General features: G+C 36.3%; 17 protein-coding genes, 1 pseudogene and 1 other annotated feature. Of the genes and pseudogenes, 5 read left to right on the top strand and 13 right to left on the bottom strand.

Going from position 1 to position 25844, the window contains the following annotated elements; genetic code table 11:
• The first annotated feature begins 1326 nt into the window (after positions 1-1326).
• On the top strand, positions 1327-2427 hold the full coding sequence (locus tag ACQKN2_RS22610) for a saccharopine dehydrogenase NADP-binding domain-containing protein (RefSeq protein WP_427416935.1): 1101 nt from the start codon (positions 1327-1329) through the stop codon (positions 2425-2427).
• A gap of 139 nt (positions 2428-2566) precedes the next feature.
• The gene (locus ACQKN2_RS22615) at positions 2567-2914 is read left to right on the top strand and encodes a VOC family protein (RefSeq protein ID WP_427416936.1); all 348 of its coding nucleotides are present in this window, start codon (positions 2567-2569) and stop codon (positions 2912-2914) included.
• Positions 2915-3401: 487 nt separating this feature from the next.
• Here ACQKN2_RS22615 and recQ read toward each other — a convergent pair whose 3' ends face one another.
• Both recQ and ACQKN2_RS22625 read right to left on the bottom strand, forming a co-directional pair.
• Positions 3402-5171: a DNA helicase RecQ gene (gene recQ, locus ACQKN2_RS22620; protein WP_427416937.1), complete on the bottom strand. Its 1770-nt coding sequence runs from the start codon at positions 5169-5171 to the stop codon at positions 3402-3404.
• A gap of 8 nt (positions 5172-5179) precedes the next feature.
• Positions 5180-6283: a TcaA NTF2-like domain-containing protein gene (locus ACQKN2_RS22625; protein WP_427416938.1), complete on the bottom strand. Its 1104-nt coding sequence runs from the start codon at positions 6281-6283 to the stop codon at positions 5180-5182.
• Positions 6284-6979: 696 nt separating this feature from the next.
• Between ACQKN2_RS22625 and ACQKN2_RS22630 the strand changes: the two genes are divergently transcribed.
• On the top strand, positions 6980-7165 hold the full coding sequence (locus tag ACQKN2_RS22630; RefSeq protein WP_427416939.1) for a hypothetical protein: 186 nt from the start codon (positions 6980-6982) through the stop codon (positions 7163-7165).
• A gap of 47 nt (positions 7166-7212) precedes the next feature.
• Here ACQKN2_RS22630 and ACQKN2_RS22635 read toward each other — a convergent pair.
• The 8 genes and pseudogenes from ACQKN2_RS22635 to ACQKN2_RS22670 all read right to left on the bottom strand — a co-directional run bounded on the left by ACQKN2_RS22635 (position 7213) and on the right by ACQKN2_RS22670 (position 18030).
• Positions 7213-8007, bottom strand: a pseudogene (locus ACQKN2_RS22635) (IS1595 family transposase).
• A 353-nt stretch (positions 8008-8360) separates the two neighbouring features.
• On the bottom strand, positions 8361-8927 hold the full coding sequence (locus ACQKN2_RS22640) for a DUF6434 domain-containing protein (RefSeq protein WP_427416940.1): 567 nt from the start codon (positions 8925-8927) through the stop codon (positions 8361-8363).
• A 118-nt stretch (positions 8928-9045) separates the two neighbouring features.
• On the bottom strand, positions 9046-10218 hold the full coding sequence (locus ACQKN2_RS22645) for a CynX/NimT family MFS transporter (RefSeq protein ID WP_427416941.1): 1173 nt from the start codon (positions 10216-10218) through the stop codon (positions 9046-9048).
• 171 nt (positions 10219-10389) lie between these two features.
• On the bottom strand, positions 10390-12063 hold the full coding sequence (argS, locus tag ACQKN2_RS22650; RefSeq protein ID WP_427416942.1) for an arginine--tRNA ligase: 1674 nt from the start codon (positions 12061-12063) through the stop codon (positions 10390-10392).
• Positions 12064-12201: 138 nt separating this feature from the next.
• Positions 12202-12421, bottom strand: a binding site (T-box leader).
• A 159-nt stretch (positions 12422-12580) separates the two neighbouring features.
• Positions 12581-14464, bottom strand: a complete 1884-nt coding sequence (locus ACQKN2_RS22655) for an FAD-dependent oxidoreductase (RefSeq protein WP_427416943.1) — start codon at positions 14462-14464, stop codon at positions 12581-12583.
• Positions 14465-15739: 1275 nt separating this feature from the next.
• The gene (locus tag ACQKN2_RS22660) at positions 15740-16177 is read right to left on the bottom strand and encodes a VOC family protein (RefSeq protein WP_427416944.1); all 438 of its coding nucleotides are present in this window, start codon (positions 16175-16177) and stop codon (positions 15740-15742) included.
• A 419-nt stretch (positions 16178-16596) separates the two neighbouring features.
• Positions 16597-17373, bottom strand: coding sequence for a putative protein N(5)-glutamine methyltransferase (locus ACQKN2_RS22665; protein WP_427416951.1), 777 nt, complete (start codon positions 17371-17373; stop codon positions 16597-16599).
• 255 nt (positions 17374-17628) lie between these two features.
• Entirely contained in the window at positions 17629-18030 is a 402-nt protein-coding gene (locus ACQKN2_RS22670) for a hypothetical protein (protein WP_427416945.1), read from the bottom strand.
• Between the two features lie 585 nt (positions 18031-18615).
• Between ACQKN2_RS22670 and ACQKN2_RS22675 the strand changes: the two genes are divergently transcribed.
• Positions 18616-20220, top strand: coding sequence for an ABC-F family ATP-binding cassette domain-containing protein (locus ACQKN2_RS22675; RefSeq protein ID WP_427416946.1), 1605 nt, complete (start codon positions 18616-18618; stop codon positions 20218-20220).
• A 94-nt stretch (positions 20221-20314) separates the two neighbouring features.
• Here the strand turns inward: ACQKN2_RS22675 and ACQKN2_RS22680 are convergent, their stop codons facing one another.
• Both ACQKN2_RS22680 and ACQKN2_RS22685 read right to left on the bottom strand, forming a co-directional pair.
• Positions 20315-21658, bottom strand: coding sequence for an MFS transporter (locus ACQKN2_RS22680; RefSeq protein ID WP_427416947.1), 1344 nt, complete (start codon positions 21656-21658; stop codon positions 20315-20317).
• A 42-nt stretch (positions 21659-21700) separates the two neighbouring features.
• The gene (locus ACQKN2_RS22685; RefSeq protein ID WP_427416948.1) at positions 21701-23260 is read right to left on the bottom strand and encodes an AMP-binding protein; all 1560 of its coding nucleotides are present in this window, start codon (positions 23258-23260) and stop codon (positions 21701-21703) included.
• Between the two features lie 168 nt (positions 23261-23428).
• Here ACQKN2_RS22685 and ACQKN2_RS22690 point away from each other — a divergent pair, with 168 nt between their 5' ends.
• Positions 23429-24034 carry a TetR/AcrR family transcriptional regulator gene (locus ACQKN2_RS22690; RefSeq protein ID WP_427416949.1) on the top strand — a complete coding sequence of 202 codons (606 nt, stop codon included), beginning with the start codon at positions 23429-23431 and terminating at the stop codon, positions 24032-24034.
• 254 nt (positions 24035-24288) lie between these two features.
• Here the strand turns inward: ACQKN2_RS22690 and ACQKN2_RS22695 are convergent, their stop codons facing one another.
• Entirely contained in the window at positions 24289-25524 is a 1236-nt protein-coding gene (locus ACQKN2_RS22695) for an IS110 family transposase (RefSeq protein ID WP_427416950.1), read from the bottom strand.
• Positions 25525-25844: the final 320 nt, after the last annotated feature.

The following is a 25844-nucleotide window of genomic DNA, read 5'->3' on the forward strand; positions in this document are numbered from 1 at the left end:
AGGAGGGTTAACCCGATGAGTGGGGCTGACCGGTAACTCAGAAGGACCATCAAAGCTGAATGCAGCTAAAGCACAGTTTCTTAAAAATTTTAAGATAAATGCGGAAGCGAGGCAGTGTGTCATGGAGCACTATAAGTAAGTGTGAATCAAACCCGGAATATTAATTCCGGGTTCTTTTTTTGTTTTATCCCCTCTTTAGTTATTCTTCATACGATATGGCAAACTGACTCCACGTTGTTGCTTTCGCGCAAAAAAACATCTGTTGCTGTCGCCTCTCTTTCGAGCAAAAAACATCTGCGTGCCTATGGCGATTTAGGACGCATTAATGCCGCATTATAAGTATAGCCGTTGGATTTTTTTCCTTTTTAAAAACGTGTATAGAAAATAATGAACGGTCTATACTATTTAAGATTTCACTTTCAAATCCAATGACAAGGAGGGTTAACCCGATGAGTGGGGCTGACCGGTAACTCAGAAGGACCATCAAAGCTGAATGCAGCTAAAGCACAGTTTCTTAAAAATTTAAGATCAATGCGGAAGCGAGGCAGTGTGTCATGGAGCACTATAAGTAAGTGTGAATCAAGCCCGGAATAGTAATATTCCGGGTTTTTTTTATTATATCCCCTCTTTAGTTATTCTTCATACGATAATGGCAAACTGACACCACGTTGTTGCTTTCGCGAAAAAAACATCTGTTGCTGTCGCCTCTCTTTCGCGCAAAAAACATCTGCGTGCCTATGGCGATTTAGGACGCATTAATGCCGCATTGTAAGTATAGCCGTTGGATTTTTTTCCTTTTTAAAAACGTGTATAGAAAATAATGAACGGTCTATACTATTTAAGATTTCACTTTCAAATCCAATGACAAGGAGGGTTAACCCGATGAGTGGGGCTGACCGGTAACTCAGAAGGACCATCAAAGCTGAATGCAGCTAAAGCACAGTTTCTTAAAAATTTTAAGATCAATGCGGAAGCGAGGCAGTGTGTCATGGAGCACTATAAGTAAGTGTGAATCAAGCCCGGAATATTTATTCCGGGTTTTTTTGTTTTTGTTTTGTAACTACTATAGGTACCGCCAAAATTTCGGAAAATCTAATAGGCTAAATAAATTCCACATACCTGCAATAGATATTTTGGTATTTGTGTTTTTGTCACCTTTTAACTTTAGGTTTAGCTGGTAATCTACCCGAATATAACTGGATATTTATGTTAATATATAGAGAAAGAAAATTATGAAGAAATTTACATTCACTATCGGTCAAAGAGTTAAAGAACAATTATTCCATAATGTTAGTATACGTTTTTGATACAGGGAGGTTTTATCTAGTGAAAAATATTTTAGTAATCGGTGGTTATGGTCAAGTCGGTACCGTAATCTGTAAAACTTTATCTCAGTTATATCCTGGAAAAGTTATCGCAGCTGGTAGAAATTTCGAAAAGGCAAAAAGATTTTCTTTGTCTATGAATGACAAGGTTCTGCCGTTGAAACTAGATATTTATAATTTGGAGGCATCCCATGAAGTATTTACACACACACAGTTAGTAATAATGTGCCTTGACCAAAAAGATACTAATTTCGTTGAAATGTGTATACAAAATAAAGTTCATTATATAGATATTTCCCCTTCCTATACTATCCTATCAAAAATTGAAAACTTACATAGTAAAGCACTTGAATTGGGAACAACTTTAGTATTGGGGGTAGGTTTAGCTCCAGGTTTATCAAATTTAATGGTCAAAAATTTAGTTAATCAGGTTAATAAAGTTAACAGTACGGACACTTATCTAATGCTTGGGATTGGTGAAAAGCATGGAAATGACGGAGTAGAATGGTTACTAAATAATATAAATAATAATTATTCAATATGTGAAAATGGTCAAAATAAGTATGTAAGTAGTTTTACTGATGGTAAATATGTAGAGTTACCTAAAAAATATGGGAAAAGGGTTGCTTATAGATTTAATCTGGCTGACCAACATATTCTCACTAAAACGCTTCATTTAGAAAACGTATCTTCTCGCTTCTTTTATGACTCGGACTTTACAACAAAAGAAGTAGCAATACTTAAAAAGTTAGGCACTTTTAAGCTATTAAAATATAAATTCTTTAAAAATATTTTTATAAATATATTTGTGGGAGCTTTGCATATATTTGATAAATTAAATATAGGCTCGAATGATTATTTAATTAAAGCGGAAGTACATGGTGAAATCGAGGGAAAAGAAGGAACCATTGAATCTGTATTATTTGGTTCGAATAATACAGAGATAACAGGTAATGTAGCCTCAATATTAGGGAATAAGTTAATCAAAAATAACTATTCAGCAGGTGTACACTACATAGAACAGCTTTTTGACTTAGACGATATATTATCAATACTTGCTGAAGAAATAACTTTCAAGTACGAAATCAAATCTTTCAACTAAAGATCGTTTTAGATGAAGTAGCCACCCAAATAGTTGATGTAAAAAATTGTACTTTAACTATTCAAGCGATATAGTTGATGAGGAACTAAACATAAATTCGAAAAACTAAAAATTTAAATACAGACAGGAGTTAAATACGATGATAAAAGGTTTTGGAGGAATATTTTGGAGAACTAACAATCTTGATGTTATCAAAAAATGGTACAGTGAAGTGTTGAAAATGGACATAGAAAATTGGAATGGGACTGTGATCAAACCCGAATTAGGAAATGAGACGATCTTTTCATTCTTCAACGAAAATGACAGTTACTTTCCACTAGAACAACAAGTGATGTTAAATTTCCAAGTACATGATCTAAGCGAGACTATTAAGCATCTTGAACATATTGGTGTACCTCTTGAGAAGGAACAAGAGATAAGTGAATTCGGAAAGTTTATTTGGATTAAAGATCCTGAAGGTCGACTGATCGAGCTTTGGGAGAAATAGCGGTTTGTAATACTTTATAAATAAAGAGGAAGTGCCTAATTCTGTTGAATTAAGCACTTCCCTTTTTTCACTATCAATTATGCCGAGGCATAACTGCGTCCAGAATCGGCTTTGTGCTTAGGCCTGCACGAGGGCCGACACGATGTCGGTCATTTCGGTAATGCCACAGGACGTGCCGTTTTTACCGATGCAGGTCAGTTAGCCTAAGAACTCCTTTCCGATTCCGTGACATCCGCCGGAGGCTTTGGGCCAACGTGATGTTGGTCACTCAGTCGTTGCCACAGGACGTGGCGTTCTTAGACTGAGTTCCTCTATTTCAGCAAGTGTTTTTTTGTACCGAAAGCGTAGCGACAGGTACAGATATTTGGACACCCGCTGAAAAGTAACACCTTAAAAACTCATGTCGGAGACTTCTGTAACTGCTGTTACATAAGACATTTGTAGCTGTCGCTTTGCTTTCACTACATAAGTCATTTGCTGAAAGAAGTTAAACTGTTTTCAAAAAAGACTGCAGAGCATCGAAGAAACGCTCTCCATATTTTTCGAATTTTACTTCACCAATCCCGCTAACATGTCGTAAATCTTCTAGCTCATTCGGTTTTTTGTCACATAAATCACGTAATGTTTTATCAGAGAACACAACAAATGGTGGTACCTTTTCCTCGTCTGCAATCTCTTTACGTAATAATCGTAAATGCTCAAATAACGGATCATTGTCTACGAGCTTACGTACAGTAACCGCTTCTTTTCGCATGACTTGTCGAGTCCCAAGTAGCACTTGTTTGCCTTCTTCTGATACATAGATAGTCGGAAACGTGCCGTGTTTAACAGCAAGAACGCCCTCAGCAATTAAAAACTCAATAAAGGTTGAGACATCCTTTGATGAATATTGGCCTTTTAATATGCCATAGGTAGACAGCCTTGCAAAGCCAAATTCAGTGACCTTTTGATTTTTGGAGCCTATTAACACTTGGGCTACCATCGTCTTACCGAATTTTTGCCCCATCCTTACGACACAGGCTAACACCTTTTGTGCATCTACCGTCACATCTTTCACTTCTCGTCCATCATTGCAGTTACTACAACGGCTACAAGGCGTCCCTGGTACTTCGCCAAAATAAGTTAAGATGGCATTTTGTAAACAGCCTTCTGTATGGCAATAATCCACCATCGTTTGCAGCTTTCCTAATTCCTGTGCAATCCGTGTTTCATCCTGTGTCTGTTCAATTAAAAAGCGCTGTGTTTGAACATCACCTGATGCATACAGTAAAATACAAGCACTTGGTAAGCCGTCACGCCCTGCACGTCCCGCTTCCTGATAATAGCTCTCCATATTGCGCGGCATTTGATAATGAATGACAAAGCGTACATTACTCTTATCAATACCCATTCCAAATGCGTTGGTAGCTACCATAATGCGCGCCTCATCTTTTAAAAAGCGCTCCTGCTCTGACATACGCATGTCCTCTGATAGTCCCGCATGGTATTTTGCAACAGCTTCGCCCGAACGACTTAACTGCTCATAGATCGCGTCTACAGCCTTCCGTGTAGCCGCATAAATAATGCCCGCTTCATTTTTATTTTTCATTAAATAATTTTTAATGTAGCGCTCTTTGTTTTCACCGATTAACACAGAGAATGCTAAATTGTCGCGAGAAAAACCGGTAATCACAGTTGATTGCTCGTCGATGTCTAATAATTGTCTAATATCATCACAAACAGCTGGTGTAGCTGTAGCAGTAAGTGCTAAGACAGTCGGCTTTTGCGGCCACAACGTAAATAATTTTTGGATTGCTCGGTAGCTTGGTCTAAAATCATGCCCCCACTGGGATATACAGTGTGCTTCATCCACCGCAATCAAAGGTACAGATAAATTAGATAATACCTGTAAAAATGTTGCACTCTCTAATCGCTCTGGCGCTATATAAAGAAGCTTTAAATAACCTGCACTTGCAAGCTGTATCGTTTCATTCACTTCTTGCACGGTTAAGGTACTATTAATATACGCGGCCGGAATATTTGCAGCACGTAATGCTTCAACCTGATCTTGCATCAAAGAAATTAAAGGCGAAATGACGACTGTAAGGCCATCTTGTATGAGTGCCGGAATTTGATAGCAAATTGATTTACCTCCGCCAGTTGGCATCACACAAAGACTTGATTGACCTCGTAATGTTTGTTCAATAATTGGTGCCTGTCCATTGCGAAATGAATCATAGCCAAAATGATGTTGTAGCATTTGTCTTGCTTGCTCCATCCAACTTTTCACTCCTCAGTTGTTAGACGAATAAGCTGATACTCGCCCTGTTCATTTTTATTTATTTCATATACCATCATAGAGTTCGCAAGTGCCTCTTGACCAGTAGAATTTGTTAGAACATATTCCGTTTTGGCACGAACAACAATAGTTTGTCCTTCCATGTTGATATTTTTAATCGTCGTATTGGAAAAATAAATTTGCGCATTTTTGGAAGCGTAATAGGCAATCATATTATCCAAGGTGCTTTGTAAATCGTTTGTACCTACGAAAGATTTCAAGTCATTAGCATCATGAACGTCAACGGCTGCTTTTAATTGCTTATGAAATGAATCTAAAAACACTTTTATTTCATCGGCATTAACAGCAAAAATGTTCTTTCCGTATTGATCAATAGCTTGCTGGACTGCTACCTTGTCTCCCTGTTCTATATACGGATACAAATTTTTGGCTTGAGCTAGTCGATTACTTGGCTTCATACCACCTTCACACCATTCATCCAATAACATCACAATATCTTTAAATGGCAATATAAACGGCTGTGATACACCGTTTTCCTTGCGTTTAAAATAGATGCCCACAAGTTCACCATTCTCCTCTTCTAGAACAGGACTCCCAATACGTGTATTTTGTTCTGCATCTATGTAATAAGCTGCTACATTGTCACTATATTTTTGTATGATGTGTGGTAAGCTATCGACATAAACAGCTAACTGATTTAATTCCCCATTATAGACGGTAGGTACCTTGACCGATACGTTATAGGAAACTTCTAAAATGGCTATATTATAAGCTGTCGATAAATAATGCACTTCGGCTTCCATCAGTTTATCATTATTAAATTGTACAAGCGCAGTTGGCTTTGAAGCCACGAGCGCCCCATTTGTAACAATATACAGCTTAGCGTCTTCTTTTTTAACAATAATCCCTGCACCGATTCCGTTCTCCCCAACTACTTTAACTTCCGGTACAATTTTTTCTTGCTGCTTCGTCACAGCCTTTTCCGATTTCACAGCGCTCTTTTTACTTTGAACTACCTCTGCCAATGTTTCATTACCAGATCCCGTTAAAAGTAAAGCTGTTGCTCCAAGAATGAGCATCTTTTTCAACATACGTTCACCAAAACTTTCTTCTTCATCTTTCTATTCTATCATAAACAAGGTTACGCTACGTTTCAAGTTTACATAATAATATTATTTATTTGTTTGTATTATTAAAATACAGCTCTCATCTTATGTTCAATTCGTTATACCTATAAAAAACGTCTCTTTTTAAACTTTGCTCTGGAAAATAACTTATAATTTGCGGTTAAAATATTATAAAAAAAAAGGACAGACTTCTCGCTTCAATTACTGCGCTTGGAAAACAAGTTGCGTTCGAGGCAGCTTAAAAAGGAATTTATTTTTCAGGAGACAATGTGGAGACTATTATAGAAGTTATATCGTTTTGATGGTGATGAACAGGATGGTTTTGAAGAAAACATTCAATTTATAATAGATGAAAATCAAAATGACGTTCAGTTGAAGATTTTAAAGGAGTTTGAAAGACGAAGAAATCATAATGAGGGAGAATAATCGATAAAAAATGGATGTTTTTGAAAACTTTGTTATTTTTAAGCTAAAAAGTAATATTGCAATACTATAATGACATAAAAGGAATTAAACGGTCATTGTATAAAGGTTTGAATATGATAAATTAGGAATAACAACCAACTTTTAGGGAGGTGAACCCAAATTAATAAATATAGTGTTCTTTCACTTACTACTTTAGTAATCTTCGTTGTTATGTTTTTTACAATGTGGAATGGAGTGTCGTTAGGAGCATTAGGTAAACCATATATTCTTTCAATGTTTTTGTTCCCATTATTAGGAGCTTTTTTAGGATTTAAAGCAAAAAAAGGTTTATTAAAATGGCTACTAATAATACTTAACATTATTGCAATCTGTATCATCGGGTATATTGTATTACTTGCTTACGGTATTGCCGAAAGCTAATTAAAACAAGATGGGTAGCATTTCGCTATCCTCTTTTTTATTCCTTACTAAGTTGCCCTTAAAGAATTGACAGTAGTATAGTTCGTTTTTTGACACGCTGAAATAAGCATTTGCTCCACTCGTTTTTCAATTGCTACGTTTTTCTCTAAATCAAGCCAACGGAACCAGTAAAGGTAATTAACCAGATATTTCGTTGCGACTCCTTGAAACCTCTCCATCCACGTCTTCAAGTGATTATGAAAGTTATTGACGTGCTGGATGTGGTATATGCCTTTCTTTACACGCTGTTTCTGTCGATCATTGACTGTTTCGTGTTGTAATCCTTTTATCTTGGCAAACTTTTTATAATTCGTTGCTGTATCCGTACATAACAAAGCAGACGGGTGAATATACTCACCTATCACAGTGTCAATTTCCTCAGCTCTAACACGACCTGTTCCCGCTTTACGAGCAATCACACTACCGTTGCGGTCTTGTGCGACTACAACAGCAATTTAGGTTGGAAATCTCTCTCTTTTCGTCTTTTTCACCACGCTTTTTGGGTTTTCTATGAGTGATTTCCCGACCCTTCATAGACTCTCGGAAAAAGGTTTCATCGCTCTCAACAATTCCTTGTAGTTGATGAAAGCCAAGACTGCCTAATGCGTTCAAGATTTTATGTCTCCAAAAAATGCAGTAGAGATATGAATTTTTAGCCGTTCAGCGATTTTTGGCAGAGTATAGCCGAGTAGTTTAGTAATTTTGTCTGGCTTATCTGGAAACAAGTCTTGTTTCATCGCATTAAATAATGCCAATTGCTCTGATTTAGTTAATTCGCTGAAATCCTCGAATAAAGCAACAATCTATACGAAAACAGCCTAAAAAATAAATCCAAAAAGCGACTCAACGCTACCGGAACCTCCATGTAAATAAAGTAATATCGGGTTATCATAGTTAGTACCAGATTGAAATAAATATTGATCCCCTATAGTAATGCCATAGAAAATTTAATACGATCATTGCTCCCCTTAAAAAATTATTGATCATTCCAGATGCTGAACATCGAATCATGTTAGACCAACCCACCATGTTTACTGATGCATTAATGTACATCTATACTAATGAACATTGCACGGAAGCTTCTAGTGCTTATAAAAGTTCATCATAATAATGAGAATCAAATTATCCAACAGGAAAAATAGTGAGATGTGCTTAACTAATTAGTAGACGTATATGTATTGTTTCCAGGTAGTTTCTTGATTGTATTCCAGGCTGCAATCGCTTCTTCACGACTTTTCCCTTGATTTTTCGGGTCAGAAAAAAAGTCACGAATGAATTGATTATATTCAAATTGAGGTGCAATGTTTTTCTTGTATGAAGGGTCTTTCTTCCGTTCTTCCTCCTTATCCCATGCGTCTACAACATCACGATAAGTTTTTCCGACATTATTTTTAAAATAGTTTTGGATATAGGTAGTAAAATGAAATTTCGGGATTAATGTCTTAAAAAACGCCCTTACATTTTGACTACAACGATGATTTTCCGTAATGACTGTATCAAGACTTAAATCTACTTGCTGTTCTATCTTCTTCGCTATTGATTTTCTGACAGGCTTTTTAATCTCCCCTGTCTGAAGAAATGTTTCAATTCTATTGGAAATCTCTATTTTAGAACCAGAAGCACTTATTCCGTTTTCTCTACAAAAAGATTGCAATTCTTCCTTTAACCAATAGTAATCGTTAAAACTTTCTACACTTATATCTTTCGTTAGATTAGGTCTCATAAAATACTCCTCCATATTACTTATTCCACATTATAGAACAATCGTTCCTATTCGGCAAAAACAAACACGAAAACAGCCTTTAAAAAAACATGCGCGTACATTCGCGCATGTCTCCACATTATTTTTTCTTAAGAAAAATGATAGTAGCTATAATGCCTAGCATTAATGTAATAAAAATTGCATAGGTAAATGTATGATTACCAGTCATATCATAGCAATAACCGATTAGTATAGGGATAATGGCGCTTATCATGAAGCCGCCTGAAAGCACCATAGATGACCAACTATTTGCCTCCTCGTCATTTCTTGCCTCATCCAATGGTAACAATAAACCGATTGGAAATAAGCCGCTTAATACGATACCTATAATGAATACCGCAATCCATAACAAAGTCCCTGAGCCTACCCATAGCAACACAAAGCCAATAATGCCAAAGAGCCCTAAAGAGAAAAGCCAGCCGATTCGACTTGGCCATTTTTCCATTAGTATGGGAACCGATATATTCCCAATCATTTGTACAATAGACATAAATGTTAGCATAGAGCTTGCAGCACCAAGGGAAAAACCCTTATCCTGTAGCATCGGTGCTAACCAGGACATCATTGAGAAGAACAAAGATGTTTGTAAGCCAAAGTAAATTAAGATGGTCCAAGCACGGACGTTTTTCCACGGATTTCTTACTTCTTTTTCCGTACATACAGCTGTCTCTGGTAGCTTTTGATTTTGTATTGTCAGGATCCATATGCAAAGAGCAATGATAGCAAGTATTGCCCAACAGCCAAGGGCCATCGTCCAACTCTCATTAAAATGATTATAAAATGGTAATGTTAGTGCCGCACTCAATGTTGCCCCTGTTCCTATTCCAAATGAATAAATACCTACCACCGTAGTAAAACGGGTCGGGAATTTTTTCTTGATATAGGCATTTAATATAGGTCCAATAAGGGCAATGGCAAATCCTGCCGCAAAGCTTGTGACTACAAGCAGTACATAACTTTCTTGTAAAAAGCGTAAGCCATTTGCAATGGTTAGGATGATTAATAAGAGCGTAATAGCCGTTTTTGTTCCGAGTTTTCTTTGTAATGGTACTGCGAATGGTGCAAAGAGTCCCATACAAAACACTGGAATAGATGTTAAAAAGCTCATTTTCGTATTTGATATATGGAGTGTTTCTAAAAGTACATTAAATAGTGGTCCTATTCCTGTGACTGCCGGGCGCATATTGAGCGCAACCAAGAAAATACAAACAACCACAAGTACCATGGAAACACGCCATTGCTTTTTCTCCATACTTTCTAAAAACCTTCTCTCTATTTATACGGTTAAAAATTCAACGAAATATGGTAGACCTTTGAATTCTCACTATATCCTTTTACCATTTTTTCTTTGAACGGTCAATTTCATGGCCATTACTATTTGCAGAATGTAGCTAGCATCATGTCGTAGTTACGCTAATTGTCCTTACATTTTTTTAGGTGCGGCAATACCTAACAGTGCTAACGACTCTTTTAACACAATGGATACACATAAACAAAATGCTAATCTTGATTTTCTTTGGCTGTCATCGACCAATACTTTATTTTGCGCATAATATTTATTAAATTGACGTGCTAATTGTAAAGCGTATTTAGCAATTTGTGATGGATCTGCTTCTTCAAAGGCGCTAGCAATTACTTTCGGAAACTGTTCCAGTAATAAAATAATAGGCCATGCTTGCTCAGCTAATGCTTCGAGAGATACTTCATAACTATGTTCATCTGCTTTTTCCAAAAGAGATGCAATACGTGCATTCGTATATTGAATATATGGTCCTGTTTCGCCTTCAAAATTCATCATGTGTTCAATGGAAAACTCAATATCATAAAGTCGATTATTTTTTAAATCATTAAAAATGACCGCTCCTACACCAACCTGATGTGCGACGCTATCTTTATCCTTTAGATTTGGATTTTTTTCTTCGATATTTCGCTTCGCCGTAGCAATCGCCTCTGTTAGAACATCTGCTAATAAAACAATTTTCCCTTTACGAGTAGACATTTTTTTACCTTCTTTTAGAATCATCCCAAAAGGTACATGCTGCATGTCTTTTGCCCAATCATACCCCATCTTCTCAATGACCTTAAATAATTGGTTAAAATGAAGTGATTGTTCATGCCCTACAACATAAAATGATTTGTCAGGGTCATATTGTTGTTGGCGATAAAAAGCAGCTGCTAAATCACGTGTAGCATAGAGCGTAGCACCATCAGTTTTGGTCATTAAGCACGGAGGCATATTGTCTATTTCAACGACATGAGCACCCTCGGATTTTACAAGCAGTTCTTTTTCTTCCAACTCCTTAACAACTGCAGCCATTTTGTCATTATAGAATGCTTCCCCAGCGAATGAATCAAAATTAATTCCAAGCAGTTCGTAAATGTTCTTGAATTCTTCGAGTGATGCATCTCTGAACCATTGCCAAAGAGCTAACGTCTCTTCATCCCCATCTTCTAATGCTTTAAATGCGGTACGTGCCTGTTCATTTAGAGAATCATCCTGCTCCGCTTCTTCATGGAACTTTACATAAATTTTTAGCAGTTCCTCTATTGGGGCAGCTTCAATCGTTTTTTGATCTCCCCATTTTTGATAAGCAACGATTAATTTCCCAAACTGTGTTCCCCAATCACCCAAATGATTAATGCGAATTGCTTTGTAGCCGTTTTTCTCGGCAATATTGGCCAAAGCATTGCCGATCACTGTAGAACGTAAATGGCCCATAGAAAATGGCTTCGCTATATTAGGTGAAGAAAAGTCCAACACTACATTCCCTTTTGGCTCCTGTTTGGTCCCATATAAATTTTTTTCTTTTACGATTTGGCTAAGCACTTGTTGAGTAATCGTTGGCTGATGATAAAATATATTGACATAACCACCTACAACTTGAGCTTCTTGTATACAATCACAGCTTAAATTATTTTTTATGTCGGTTGCGATAGTTTGAGGGGATTTTCTTAATTTTTTTGCTAGCGTAAAGCACGGGAATGCCAAATCCCCTAAGTCCAATTTTTTTGGTTTCTCCAATAAATTTTGAATTTCAATAACAGACAGCTCGTTATTTAAAGCCTCAGCAATACTTTTCGCGATTTGTGTATTCATGTTCATTCTCCTCTCTAAAATAATCAATTACGCCGAGACGAAATTCCCGCTTTCGCGCAGATAAACAATGCGTCCGGATTTTGAATTGTGTACGTTCAATTCATACTGAATGAAGATAAAAAAAGCCCCCGTCTCTAAAATAGAGACGAGAGCATAGTTATCCCGTGGTACCACTCTAGTTGCCATATAATATGACCACTTTCCATTGTTAACGAGGTGACTCCCCGATATTCTCTACTACTAATTCGAGAACCTTCTCCAAAGTGCGTTTCATTTATAGCTTCTGCATTAGGCTCACACCATCCCTAATTCGCTTTCCAGTTGCTCCATAAACTACTCTCTTTATCATCGAATTTAACTATAATTTCAAAATATTCTACAGGAATTCCTTTTTTTAGTCAACTGTGTTATTGAAATTAAAATTATCGAATTGATAAGCACTTTCGGTGATAGGGCATATTACGATAACCTACAACATTAAATGGCTGTAACTATAAGGAAAAGGAACATCCCCCACTCATGAGTGGGAATGTTCCTTTTCTACATAACGGATGGCATCAGCCATAATGGCATACATCTCTTTTAATTTAAGTTTCTTGTTTTCAGTAAATCTTGTCGCTATTTTTTCACTGATAACCCCTTTTTCAACCAATACATCCCAGTTATTATCACTTGACTTGCCTACTAATACTTCCGCCAAGAATTCTGCAATTTCATCTCTTGTAATTGGGTCACTTTCTTTATTAGCTACTTTATAGATAACGATATCTAGCTTCTCGCCTAGTGCTTTCATTTTCTCAGGACTAACACGTTGAATGCCCTCTTTTAGCATTTTCGCAAACTTAATCTTTGTTGCTGCATCTTCAACGTATAAGTCATTCGAATATCCACCGACAACTAGCCCGTAATTGATTAATGTTTGAATGGATTTATCATACCATTCATCTTTATAAGGATAATCCTTATTAAATGGATCTACAAGAGCCCCTTGATTTTTTAAATTTTCTCTTAAGGTATTGATGAGCTCTTTGTTCTTGCTCATGGCTCTAAAGGTTACGTTGTCTTTAATTGCTAATGCCGCCGCTGCTCCCGCTGCTTCTCCAGTCACCATACCCGTTGGAACGACACGTGCACTTCCCGCTGCAAGCGAAGAATAACCTGCGGAACGACCTACAACAAGCAAGCCATCGATTTCTTTAGGTACTAAAGAACGGAAAGGAATGGCATATTGTTTTGGAGCCGAAATAACGTATCCATAATCATGAGGCGTTTGCGCTTGGACATCAACTGGATACGCGGCCAAACCAATGCTATCCCAATGATCACTATTTTTCCAAACATCAGACATCGGTAATTGGTATTCTGCCCAAATATGTCTTGTTTCGCGGACATATAGTTCTTCCGGATAACTCACAACTTCTGCATTTTCAAAGCCAGGAAACTTCTCATGTAAATATTTTAAAATATGTTCAGTCTCTTTCTTGCCTTTTTCGATTGCTTCCTGTTTGGAGCGTTCATTCAAACCATCGATTCCAAAGATTTGTAAAGCGTTAATATAATATTCATCATCTACTTTTGCTAAATTCAAGCCTCGTAATCTCGTACCTTCTTGTACTGGCTTATAGTCATCATGTAGCTTTGTAAACCCCCATAGAACTGAATCATTTAGGTGAGCACCACCAAAAGTATTTGAGTGAGCCGCTTCCTTCACCTTAACCCAATCAACATTTTTCAAATGAATCATCAAGGTAACAGCCATTCTTTTATCCTTGATGCCAATATCTTCTCCACCCATGAAAAAAGGAACTTTTGACATTGCAGCAAAATCAGCATCCTGTGTAGCATCAATGAATGCCTTACCTTTCACATCATACGTACCATATTTATTTTTTAATTTCACTGATGTTAGCTTGTTCGCATCAAGATTGGCATTAACGACTTCTGTTTGTACAGAAAGCGTTAAATTTGGTTCGTCATCGACAAGCTTTTTAAAGGCTGCCTTAGCATCTAAAATTCCAAATGCATCTTTCCCTCTAACATGATCATGCCATTCTTTAAAAATACCCATACTGACTGGTCGTTTAGAGTCATTTCGAGGTATATCAAGGAAATTGAGCATTCCATACGTAAATAGCCCCCCTAATTCCTCACGCTTTTCTACTAGAAGTGTTTTTGCACCATTACGAGCTGATGATACAGCAGCAGCAACCCCTTCTGGTTCTCCACCAATGACAATTACATCATATTCTTCATTTAGTTTATTTGGAATTGGCTTTTCATAGTTTTCCAGAAGTTTTTTATGTGCCATTTCATTTCTAATTTCTGTTATAAAATAATAGCTTCCTATCCCTAGTACAATTACTACTATTAAAATGGCTGATCTTATCAAGCCCTTACCCATAACATACCTCCAATAGATAATATTCCCATATATATTTCTTGTTTTTAATCATGCTCATCTCTTGAAAAAGTTGACATGACATATTTATATAGTTATTAACGGCTTTACATTTCAACGTGAGTTTGTAGCAAACCAAGTAGGTCGTTACAGTCTAGGTACTCTTCAAAATAGTTTTCATGCAGTAGGAAATATTGAATCCTTCTTAGCCTGGCGAGTTCAAAGGTTTTCATTTCCTATAAGAAGTGTACCATTTCTGGACGGTGCGGCATGAAAATATAATGAATAATAGTCTTCTACTGACAGTTACCTATACTGATATTCGAAGAGGTGAAACGTTGGAGTTGGAATAGCAGAATATCAACTTTAAAAACTATCCAAATGCATTAAGTGCATAAGAAACAATAAATATGTATGTATAACCTAAAACAAAAAAGATACATAATCATTCTAGTCGATTATGTAGCAAGGAAGCAACCAGAACCTATAAAATTGTTGTAGGTCTTTATGATTGTTTTATTATGATGAAAAATCATACTACAATTGAAACAAATGATAGACTATCATTTTACTGATTATTTAAATGGTACCAGACGCTCTCTATGTACTTTGTCCTCCACAATGATGTATTAAACGTTTAAACAGCATCCCCCAACAAAACAAACATTAATGTATTTGCAACTGTCTGTACTCCTTTTCATATCCTTAGCAATTTTAAAGATAACTATTTTTATTATCAAACTTGTTAAATTTAGACAAAATACAATTACTAAAATGGGATTCAGTATAAATGAAATTGCCATAACAAAATCTATAAGTTCCTCCATTAACTACACCTCACACCTTTTTAGGAACTAGCTTAAAATTCTAACTATATAAAAATAATACCAAAGTAATATGAGAGTTTGTTTATAAATAGTGAAAATTCAAAAATACAGATGTTTTATAAGCTATTGTTGCGACTGTGAGGTTGATTGGAGCAAGAGAGAGCATACGCATAGTCCGTCTAATTGCTGCTACACAGCCATGTGTGGAACTTCAGGCGCAGCTGTGGAAACATAGCAATAGGACTTGCATATATGGAAATCAATCATACACACAAGTCCTATCCTTATTAAACAAAAGCCCCCGTTAGCCATCCATGTCGTGTAAAATTAACACTACACCACAGAAAATGAAAGATGGTTGCGTTCTTTCATGGGAGTTTAAGTACATTTCTTCACAAACTAAAAAATAGAAAGTAACAAAGAGTCGTACTTTCATTTTAATTAACATTACTTATTTGATTTCCTCAGCCAACTCCAAAATAATTCCCTCTGGACCACGAACGTAGCATAATTTATAACTTTCTTCATATTGCTGTATCTCACTAAAGATTTCCGTACCCTTCTTTTTCAATTTGGCAACAACAGCTTCAATATTTTCAACTGTAAATGCAATATGTCGGATACCCAGTGTATTTGCAAGGGATTGCTGAATATCGTTTTCATCTGACGGCGTATAAAATTTGATTAGTTCTATCCATGTCTGACCGTCTGGCGTACCCAATCCTACACACGCTACTTTAACGTCATTAAGCCCAACTGCATATCCCATCAACTCTCCTTCCATTTCCCATTCCCCTTTCACCTCAAGTCCAAAATCGAGAAAAAACTCTTTAGCGGCAGAGAGATCATTTACGATTACTCCCACATGATCTATTCTTTGGATCTTCAAATTTCATACCTCCTTTGTTCCTGTTATTTTGCAATATCCTGTATTCAAATTCTAGTATTAACAAAGCGACGATTAATATATTAATAACAGTGAAGAAAAGAATCATTTAACTAATTTTGTATTAAATTATTTTTTAATTCCTTCCCATTTCCCTAACGGTGTCAATTAGGGATAATTATTCAGATACTTTCCACCTATTTTTTCTTAATGTTTCCCATTGATTATTAAACAATACTGTCCCGTTAGCCATCCATGTCGTGTAAAATTAACACTACACCACAGAAAATGAAAGATGGTTGCGTTCTTTCATGGGAGTTCAATAATTCCAACAAAAAAGCACGTTAATCATTCTTGGATCAACGCACTTCTATAGGAAGAAGGATTTGGGATTAATTTCGAATTTACGTGTCATCGGTAGTTTAAGGATTTCTTCCAATAACAACTGTTGCATCTAATTTATCATCTCTAGCTATTTTGGTAATTAGCCCAACATCGGCAAAAATTTCCGAAGTTTGAGTAGCCTGAATTTCACTCGTCTCTATCAATAGATGTCCTCCAGGAACAAGCCAGTGAGAAGCCTTTTCCACTACTTTTCGCTGAAGGTCTAATCCATCCATCCCTCCATCAAGCGCCACTTTTGGTTCATATAAACGTGCTTCTTGGGGAAGTAGTTTTATTGAATCAGTAGGAACGTAAGGTGCGTTAGACACTATGATGTTCACTCGACCTCTCAATGAATCGGATAATGCATCATATAAGTCACCTTGATAAACATGACCACCAATCTTAGTTATGTTACGGGAAGTACATCGTACAGCAACGGGGTCAATATCAACGGAGTGTAAAATAATTTTTTTAAGGTCGGTTGCAATTGCAGCACCAATAGCACCAGACCCACAACATAAATCCAAAACAATATCATATGGGCGGGTTAAAACTTTTGCTTGCTGAACTAGAAACTCCGTACGTCGTCGTGGTATAAAAACTCCCCGTTCTACTTCTATTCGTAACCCACAAAACTTCGTAAACCCGAGCGCGTACTCAAGCGGTAAACCACTTACTCGTTTTTCTACCATTTTCATTAAATCCTCAATACTTCTAGCCTCAGAGATAAGTAACTGTGTTTCTTCTTCAGCGAAGACACAACCCTCACTCCGTAGTCTGTTGATTATGCTTCGTTCAGTTTTATTATCTATAAATAAATTGATTTTCTGTGCTATTAATCTCACCGCTTCCTTAATCCAAGTTATTTATCTTTTTATTCTAGAAATAATATAAATGTCCTTCTTCTATTAAACTGCTTGGTAGCCCAAGAAGCGATTGCTCTAATTGAACAATCGCCCCCGATAGTTCAATTAGAGCAATCGCTTCTTTATTGAATTTTTATCACTTCGGCTACATAGTTTAAAAGAGTTTTATATTTAGATTTTCCATTAAGATATTGAATAGTTTCATAAATCGGATATTACTTTATCTAATTTTTTTGAGTAAAGAACACTTTCGTCTTCTACACTCATCAGATAGTTATTTAAATGAATCGTATTTTCTTGGATAGAATTAAATTCAAACCAATTAAATTGCCCGTTAGTAAAGTTTTTAATAACTTCTCCTAAATAGACTCCAATTCGTACAGGAAAATTATCTGGATGTTCTTTTAATAGCTGCTGTCCAAATTCTGTATGCATTAACCTATCAGCATAATCATCAACCAAACGAACACTTTCAATTGAAAAATTTAAATTATTTTTTGTAAGGTTTTCTTGGTCCCATTTTTCAGGTGATACATCTTGATACAACAGTTCCGCCATATACTTTATGTCACTTTTAATAAATTTTCGCTTTATAAAAAACATCTATCTTCCCTCTTTCTACAAACTGTATTTAGTATACAGCTTATTCCACTATCCTGCCTCGTTAGTTGAATAGCAACAATCTTTTAGAAAACAGCCTTTAATAACAGCCCTGTCAAGCTTTATAATGTATATTCATCTGTACCTTTCAAGCACTTTCTAAAAACGCTTGAAAGAAAGATGAAAGCTGGTAGTTTTTCAAAATGTGTAGGACCAACTAAGTTATTCCTGCCTTTATCCGCTGTCACTTGTTTGAACACCCTCGATGGAATTACTATTCCGATACTAATTTAGAAAAACTATGGATGTTTCTGCAATGCTTCGGAAAAACGCCGAAAGAAGAAAAAAGCGGTTTTTAAACAGAAAAAGCAGCATTGAAAGCCATTTTTGTAGTAAAGCCGCAACGCTAACATGGACATGTTTTGAAAGAATCTAGATCTTTATTCAATAATAGATACAGGTGGCACGGCAAAAAGCTGAGGTAATTCATTGTTTGAATAACGCCAAACGTTGATTTAATAATGTTTATAGACTATGGTACATATTTCATGATATACTAGTGCCATTGTGAAAAAAGGAGGAACTTGCATGATTCAAGTAAGTAATGTAGGTCTTCGCTATGGCGATCGTAAACTATTTGAAGACGTAAATATAAAATTCACACCAGGGAACTGCTACGGTTTAATCGGAGCAAATGGTGCTGGTAAATCAACATTTTTAAAAATTCTTTCTGGTGAAATTGAAGCACAGGAAGGTAACGTATCAATGGGCAAGGACGAACGTTTATCAGTCCTTAAACAAAACCACTTTGAATACGATGAATTCAATGTACTAGATACAGTTGTTATGGGGAACAAACGTCTTTGGGAAGTAAAAGCTGAAAAAGACGCTATCTACGCAAAAGAAGACTTTTCTGATGAGGATGGCATGCGTGCTGCTGAATTAGAGGGTGAATTCGCTGACCTAAATGGTTGGGAAGCTGAATCAGAAGCAGCAACTTTATTAAACGGGTTAGGAATTGGCGACGAGCTTCACTATATGCTAATGGCTGATCTTGAAGGTTCTGACAAAGTCAAAGTATTATTAGCACAAGCTCTATTTGGTAAACCAGACGTTCTATTACTTGATGAGCCTACCAACCACCTTGACTTAAAAGCAATCCAATGGTTAGAAGAATTCTTAATTAACTTTGAAAATACAGTTATTGTCGTATCCCATGACCGTCACTTCTTAAATAAAGTGTGTACGCATATTGCGGATTTAGACTTCTCTAAAATCCAATTATATGTTGGTAACTATGACTTCTGGTATGAGTCTAGCCAATTAGCACAAAAAATGATGGCTGACCAAAACAAGAAGAAAGAAGAAAAAATTAAAGAGCTACAAGCATTCGTTGCTCGTTTCTCTGCGAACGCTTCGAAATCGAGCCAAGCGACTTCTCGTAAGAAAATGTTGGATAAAATCGAGCTTGACGACATTAAACCTTCTAGCCGAAAATATCCATTCATCAACTTCCAAACTGGACGTGAGATCGGTAATGATGTGTTAACAGTGGAAGGCATTACTGCAAGCAATGAAGGCGAAACACTACTTAAAGATATTCGCTTTTCGATGAACAAAGACGATAAAATCATTTTACTTGGTAATCCAATGGCAAAAACAGCTCTTCTTGATATTCTAATGGACGAAAGAAAAGCAGATGCTGGTACATTCAAATGGGGCGTAACAACTTCTCAAAGCTACTTTGAAAATGATCACGATAAATACTTCGAAGGTTCAGAGAAATCATTAGTGGAATGGTTACGTCAATATTCTCCTGATGATGAAACAGAAAGCTTCTTACGCGGCTTCCTAGGTCGTATGCTATTCTCTGGTGAAGAAGTGAAAAAATCTCCTTCAGTTTTATCAGGGGGCGAAAAAGTTCGTTGTATGCTATCTAAAATGATGCTTGCAACTGCAAACGTTGTTTTACTAGATGAACCAACGAACCACCTTGACCTTGAATCTATTCAAGCACTAAATGAAGGACTTATGCGCTTTAAAGGTGCGATGCTCTTCACATCTCATGACCATCAGTTCATCCAAACAATTGCGAACCGTGTCATCGAAATCCGTGAAGACGGCACAATTTTAGATAAGCTATTAACTTATGATGAATTCCTAGAGTGGAAAGATAGCCAAGGCTTAAACTAATAACAAACAGGGTTTTCCTATTCAAAAAGGAGAACCCTGTTTTTTTATAAAAGTATTAAGTGCACTTTATTAAATTAAAACTTAATGTACACGATTACTTTGTCGTAGTTGTCATTGCCACTTCCACTTGAGCGTCTAACATGCGTTCATCTTCTTGTACTTTCTCGGCAGTTTCTTCATATTGAGTGATCAATCGTGTATCAGGCGAAAATACGGCAAGTAGCAGTGATATTAGGAGCCCCGCCATCATCAATCCACCAAATAAATACGGTGCTGCCCCATATTCTGTTGCTAAAGATGTCCATAGCATTGGCCCAAAGCCGACGATTGCCGCAGCGATTTGATAGCCAAAGGATAGCCCCGTATAGCGAACATTTGCTGGGAATAATTCAGAGAAAAACGTACCTTGAGTCGCGAAAATGGCTGCCCATACGATACCGAGTAAAATGACTTGCAACGTAAAGAAATAAGTTGATTTGATCGGAATCATGACGAAATATGGAATAGCTAGCAGTAACATTGTGATTAGGCCACCGATATAAATTTTCTTACGGCCTATAAAATCTGAAAAATAGCCAACAAGTGGAATTGTTACAATCATTGTTGCGCAGCTTACTGTTAAAGCAAATAATGCGACATCCCTTGTATAGCCAATATAGGTAGTTGCATACACTAAAATAAATGACATTAAAAATACATTAAAGAATCCGTCCCCTATTTTTAATCCAATAATGCGGAAAATATCTTTTTTGTTATATTTAAATACTTGGACAATTGGTATTTTAGCTAATTCACCATTGTCTTTTTTGCGTTTAAATTCAGGTGTTTCTTCAATCCCGCTTCGAATCCATATTGCTAATACTATTAAAACTGCACTAAATAGAAATGGTAAACGCCAACCCCAGGCCATAAATTGCGCTTCTGTCGTTAATGAAGAAATCAGTGTAAAACTAAATGTCCCTAACACTAAACCGATTGGAACACCAAGCTGCGGAATAGAACCAAAAAAGCCACGCACACCTTTTGTAGCCGATTCGGTAGCTAGTAACACAGCACCTCCCCATTCACCGCCAAGTGCAATCCCTTGAATAAGTCGCAAAATTACTAATAACGTTGGCGCGAGTAACCCCACTTGCGCATACGTAGGTAATAAACCGATCAAAAAAGAACTACCGCCCATTCCAATTAACGTAAGCATTAGCGAGGCTTTCCTTCCGACACGATCACCCATATGTCCAAAAATTAAACTTCCAATTGGTCGTGCCGCATAGCCAGCTCCAAACGTAGCAAATGCAATTAAAATCGACATTGCTGGATTGGATGAAGGGAAAAATAAGGTTGTAAAAACTAATCCTGTTGCCGTACCATACAAATAAAAATCGTACCATTCAATGATTGAGCCTGCTAAACTTGCTAATAATATCTTCACATTTTTCATATAGCCCCTTCTCTCAACATTCAAATTTTTATATCATTCTCTTTAACTAAAAATAGCGTTACGTAAAACATGCTTTTGAATTTTGCCGACTGGTGTACGAGGGAAATCAGTCACAAATTCAATACTATCTGGCACTTTAAATTTTGCGAGACGCTCCCGACAATGTGCAATCAATGCCTCTTCACTAATAGCAGCGCCTGCCTGTAAAATAACATAAGCTTCAATAGCTTCATCACGCATATCATCTGGTACACCGATGACTGCTGCTTCAAATACTAATGGATGCTCTGTTAACACATGCTCTACTTCATTGGCTGCAACATTTTCACCTGAACGTTTAATCATATCCTTTATACGATCAACGAAATAGAAATAACCATCTCCATCAATTCGTGCGTTATCCCCAGTCAGTAGCCAGTTATCTTTAAGCGTGTCGTTTGTCGCTTGCTCGTTCTTAAAATAGCCTTTCATTAAGGTTCTTCCTGGGATCCCTTTAACGGCAATTTGACCAATCTCCCCTTGATTTACGGGGATCCCATGTTCATCGACAAGCTGAACCTCATAACCAATGTTTGGTCTACCAATACTCATATTTTTTCGTATGCCAAATAGAGGATTTATTAGTGGAATCCCAACAGTCTCGGTCAAACCATACAGTTGTAATAACTTCACATCAAACTGTTCTTCAAATTGTACTAATTGGTGTTCTGCCACTGACTGTGCAAAAAGGACAAGTCGTAACGGGTTATCCTTTGTCTCTTTTTCATACTCTTTCGCTAAAATCATACGAATAGGTGCGGCAAATAAAGAACCAATTGTTCCGCCTAATGCCTTTGCTTGTTTAAAATAACGTGAAGCACTAAATTTCTCCGTAACTGCAATGCCTGCCCCTACCATAATGGCAGACATCGTGGAGTAATATTGCGCATTCCCATGGAAAAGAGGTAAGACAATAAATGTTCGATCTTCAGGTGTTAAAGCTATAGAACGAGCCATCAACTCACCTGTGTAAATATAATTAGCATGTGTCACTTGAACGCCTTTTGGTTTGGATGTTGTTCCAGATGTATAAAGCAATGCCACAATATCATCTGATGAAACAGTTGGGAAATGCACATCGTTATCGCTTTCATGTTTAATAAGCTCAGAGAAATATAAGACACCTTCAGCGTTATCTTGTTGTCTCGTAATAATAATATTTTGTATAGTCGGCGTTTCAGACTGAATACTGACAAACTTTTCGATATAGTCCCCTTCTGTAATAATGAGGGTAGCTTCAGAATGAGTAATAATATATTTCATCTCATCTGCTGGTGATAAAATGTTAGTTGGCACCATAATACTTCTAATTTCAGCAAGAGCGAACCATGCTGTAAAAAACTCCATATTGTTTGGTAAATGCAACACAACATGATCCCCTTTTTTAATGCCCAGCTTAAGAAGTGCATTACTGAAGCGCATAACTTCCTCATAAAAATCCTCATAATTTTTTTCAAAATATATTCCCTTACAATCCTCAAACCGAATAAAACTTTTTTCAGGCTGTTGCGCAACTCTCTCCCTTAAAACAGAACGCAACGTTCTATTTCCAATTAGATCCATGATCTACACCCCTTTTGAAATAGTTTCATAGACTATAGTCTGTATATTAGTCATCAAGACAATTATTTGTCAATATTTTTCTAACAATTCAGAAAATAAGTTAATTACATGATCGAGTAATATGCTAAAGTTAAGTAGAAAATCTCACGGAATTTAGGTGATGTAGAAATGAAAAAGACACGAAAGCAGCAGGCTCAAGAAACGAAAAAACATATATATTTAACAGCACTTACATTGTTCCAAACGAAAGGCTTTGATCAAGTAACGGTTGATGAAATTGTTCAAGAAAGCAAAAGCTCAAAAGGAGCATTTTATGGTCATTTCACTTCAAAGTACGATATTTTCCTAGAGAAATTTAAAGAAATTGATCATTTTTATGAAGAATTTACAACTACACTGCCCTTAAATCTTTCTTTCAAGGAAAAGGTGATCTCATTAACTGATGCACAAATGAAATATTTAAAAGATGATTTAGGAATGGATTTAATGCGGTCTGTATACAAAAGTGGCTTAATTGAAAACGAAAGAAATTTCTTTTCCAATTCTGAACGCAAATTGTATAAAATTTTGCATTCATTTATACAAAAAGCAATTAAGGATGGTGAATTATCTGTGCAAATAAATGTGCAGGAAACTGTGATTTACATTACTCGTTGTATGCGGGGATCTTTATATGACTGGTTAGTTTTTGGAAAAGATTTTGATTTATTACAAGAAAGTAAAGGCTTTATTGCAATATTTTTAGATGGATTGATATTAAATAAAAAGAATTAATAATCTATAAAAAAGTCCCTATTCTATAACCCTCATTTGCTATCAATAATTGCATGACATCCTCCGGAGGCTTTATGGAAGAAATCGGCTGTTTTTGAAAAGATTGTTGTTATTCAACTAAACCAGCTAATAGTTTGTCAATAATTTTCTTTTAAAAGTTTAATAGGCACGTGCTATACTAAAAAGTGCATGACAAATAACCATCCTAAAGTTTGTTTTTGGAAGGTTCTGCTTGATTTAGTTGTACTTATCTATCAAACCAAATCCTGGAACGCAGTTCTGTTTTTTAATAAGGCAAAAATCCAATGTAATAGCTTATTAATACAAGCTATCATCGCTACTTTAAAAGGTTTTCCTTCGTTACGTTTTTTATCGTAAAATTCACGTAATTTCTTGTTTCTAGGAATGATTTTATCGTCTGTTCTGGTTTTTCTGCAATCTCGTATTGCACAACTAACAGCCATGAACAAGGCATGACGAAGTCTACTTGAACCTCGTTTTGTAATTCGATTTTTGGTTGCTGAAAACTTACCTGATTCGAAAACACTTGGGTCAACTCCAGCGAAAGCCACAAGCTTTTTTGGGTTGTTAAATCGATCTATTTCACCAATCTCAGAAATAATCGTTGCAGCGATTTTTTCACCGATACCTGGGATAGATTTGATAATACTATATTCTTCAATTTCTTTAGCGAGGGCGTCTATTTCTGACTCTAACTTTGATAGATGCTCTTTGTATTGAAGAAGGATTTTTATATATATATCAAGACTTAAAATATGACTCTGGTAAACTGTTTTTTCAAAAGGATTACGAGCTGCAGCGTCTTTAAGCTGTAAAGCTTTTTCATTTGCCCATCTAATGGATCTACTCTTACATAGTTCATAAATTTTGTCTGTAATGGATTCTTCACTTGCTTTCAAAATATCTTCTGAAGAAGGGAACTCTGAAAGAGTTAATAATGAAACATTAGAATATAAATCTCCGAAGACCCCTTTATATTCAGGGAATACCTGTTCAAGGACTGCCTGAAATTGCAACTTAGTTTGAATCATTACGCCAGTTATATTTTCATGTTGTCTTGTAAGATTACGAAGATTTAATAACTGTACACCACGTTTTTTATATGGCTCTAAATCCTCTTTATAGAACAATTCACAAAGAAGATAGGCATCGATGGCATCCGTTTTTACTTTTCTCAAACTCGTTCCTCTTGCCTTATATGAAATTAAAGGATTAATAATAATCAATAAATATCCTCGTTCTTCTAAATGATGTATGACAGGAGCACCATAATGTCCTGTAGCTTCTAAAATGATTGTAGGCTTCATACCAGCCTCTTTTTTTACATCTTCTAAAAATAAAACAAGGTCATTTAAACCTTCTAAAGTATGCGTTACCTTAAAACTTTTACGATATGGTTTGCCTTTATCTAAAAATGCTTGAACCTGGCTTTCTCCTTTTGAAATATCCAGACCAACGACTGGATTCATTATTAATCTCCTCCTAGAATCATAGTTGCCAGTTACCCCTAATCCTCCATGCAGTGTCATAGCTTCGCTTGTTATACGAGATCTAAGTCCCAACCAGCCTCAATCATGTTTCTGCAAGTAGGGGGCGAACGGTTTAGTTGACGGGGTCAAGCCCCACGAGCAGTTACGTTCTACCCTGGCTACTGCTTATAATAAAACCAAATAAAAAATGGTCAACCAGAAATATAAAATGTACCCTATAAGATAGACACTTTCAAAAAGGTCATCTTATAGGGTATTTTTGTTTATAATGAAGAAAAAAACGAGCGGTGGTAAATAGT

Source organism: Lysinibacillus sp. NPDC093688 (assembly GCF_050280145.1).
GTDB lineage: Bacteria > Bacillota > Bacilli > Bacillales_A > Planococcaceae > Lysinibacillus > Lysinibacillus xylanilyticus_B.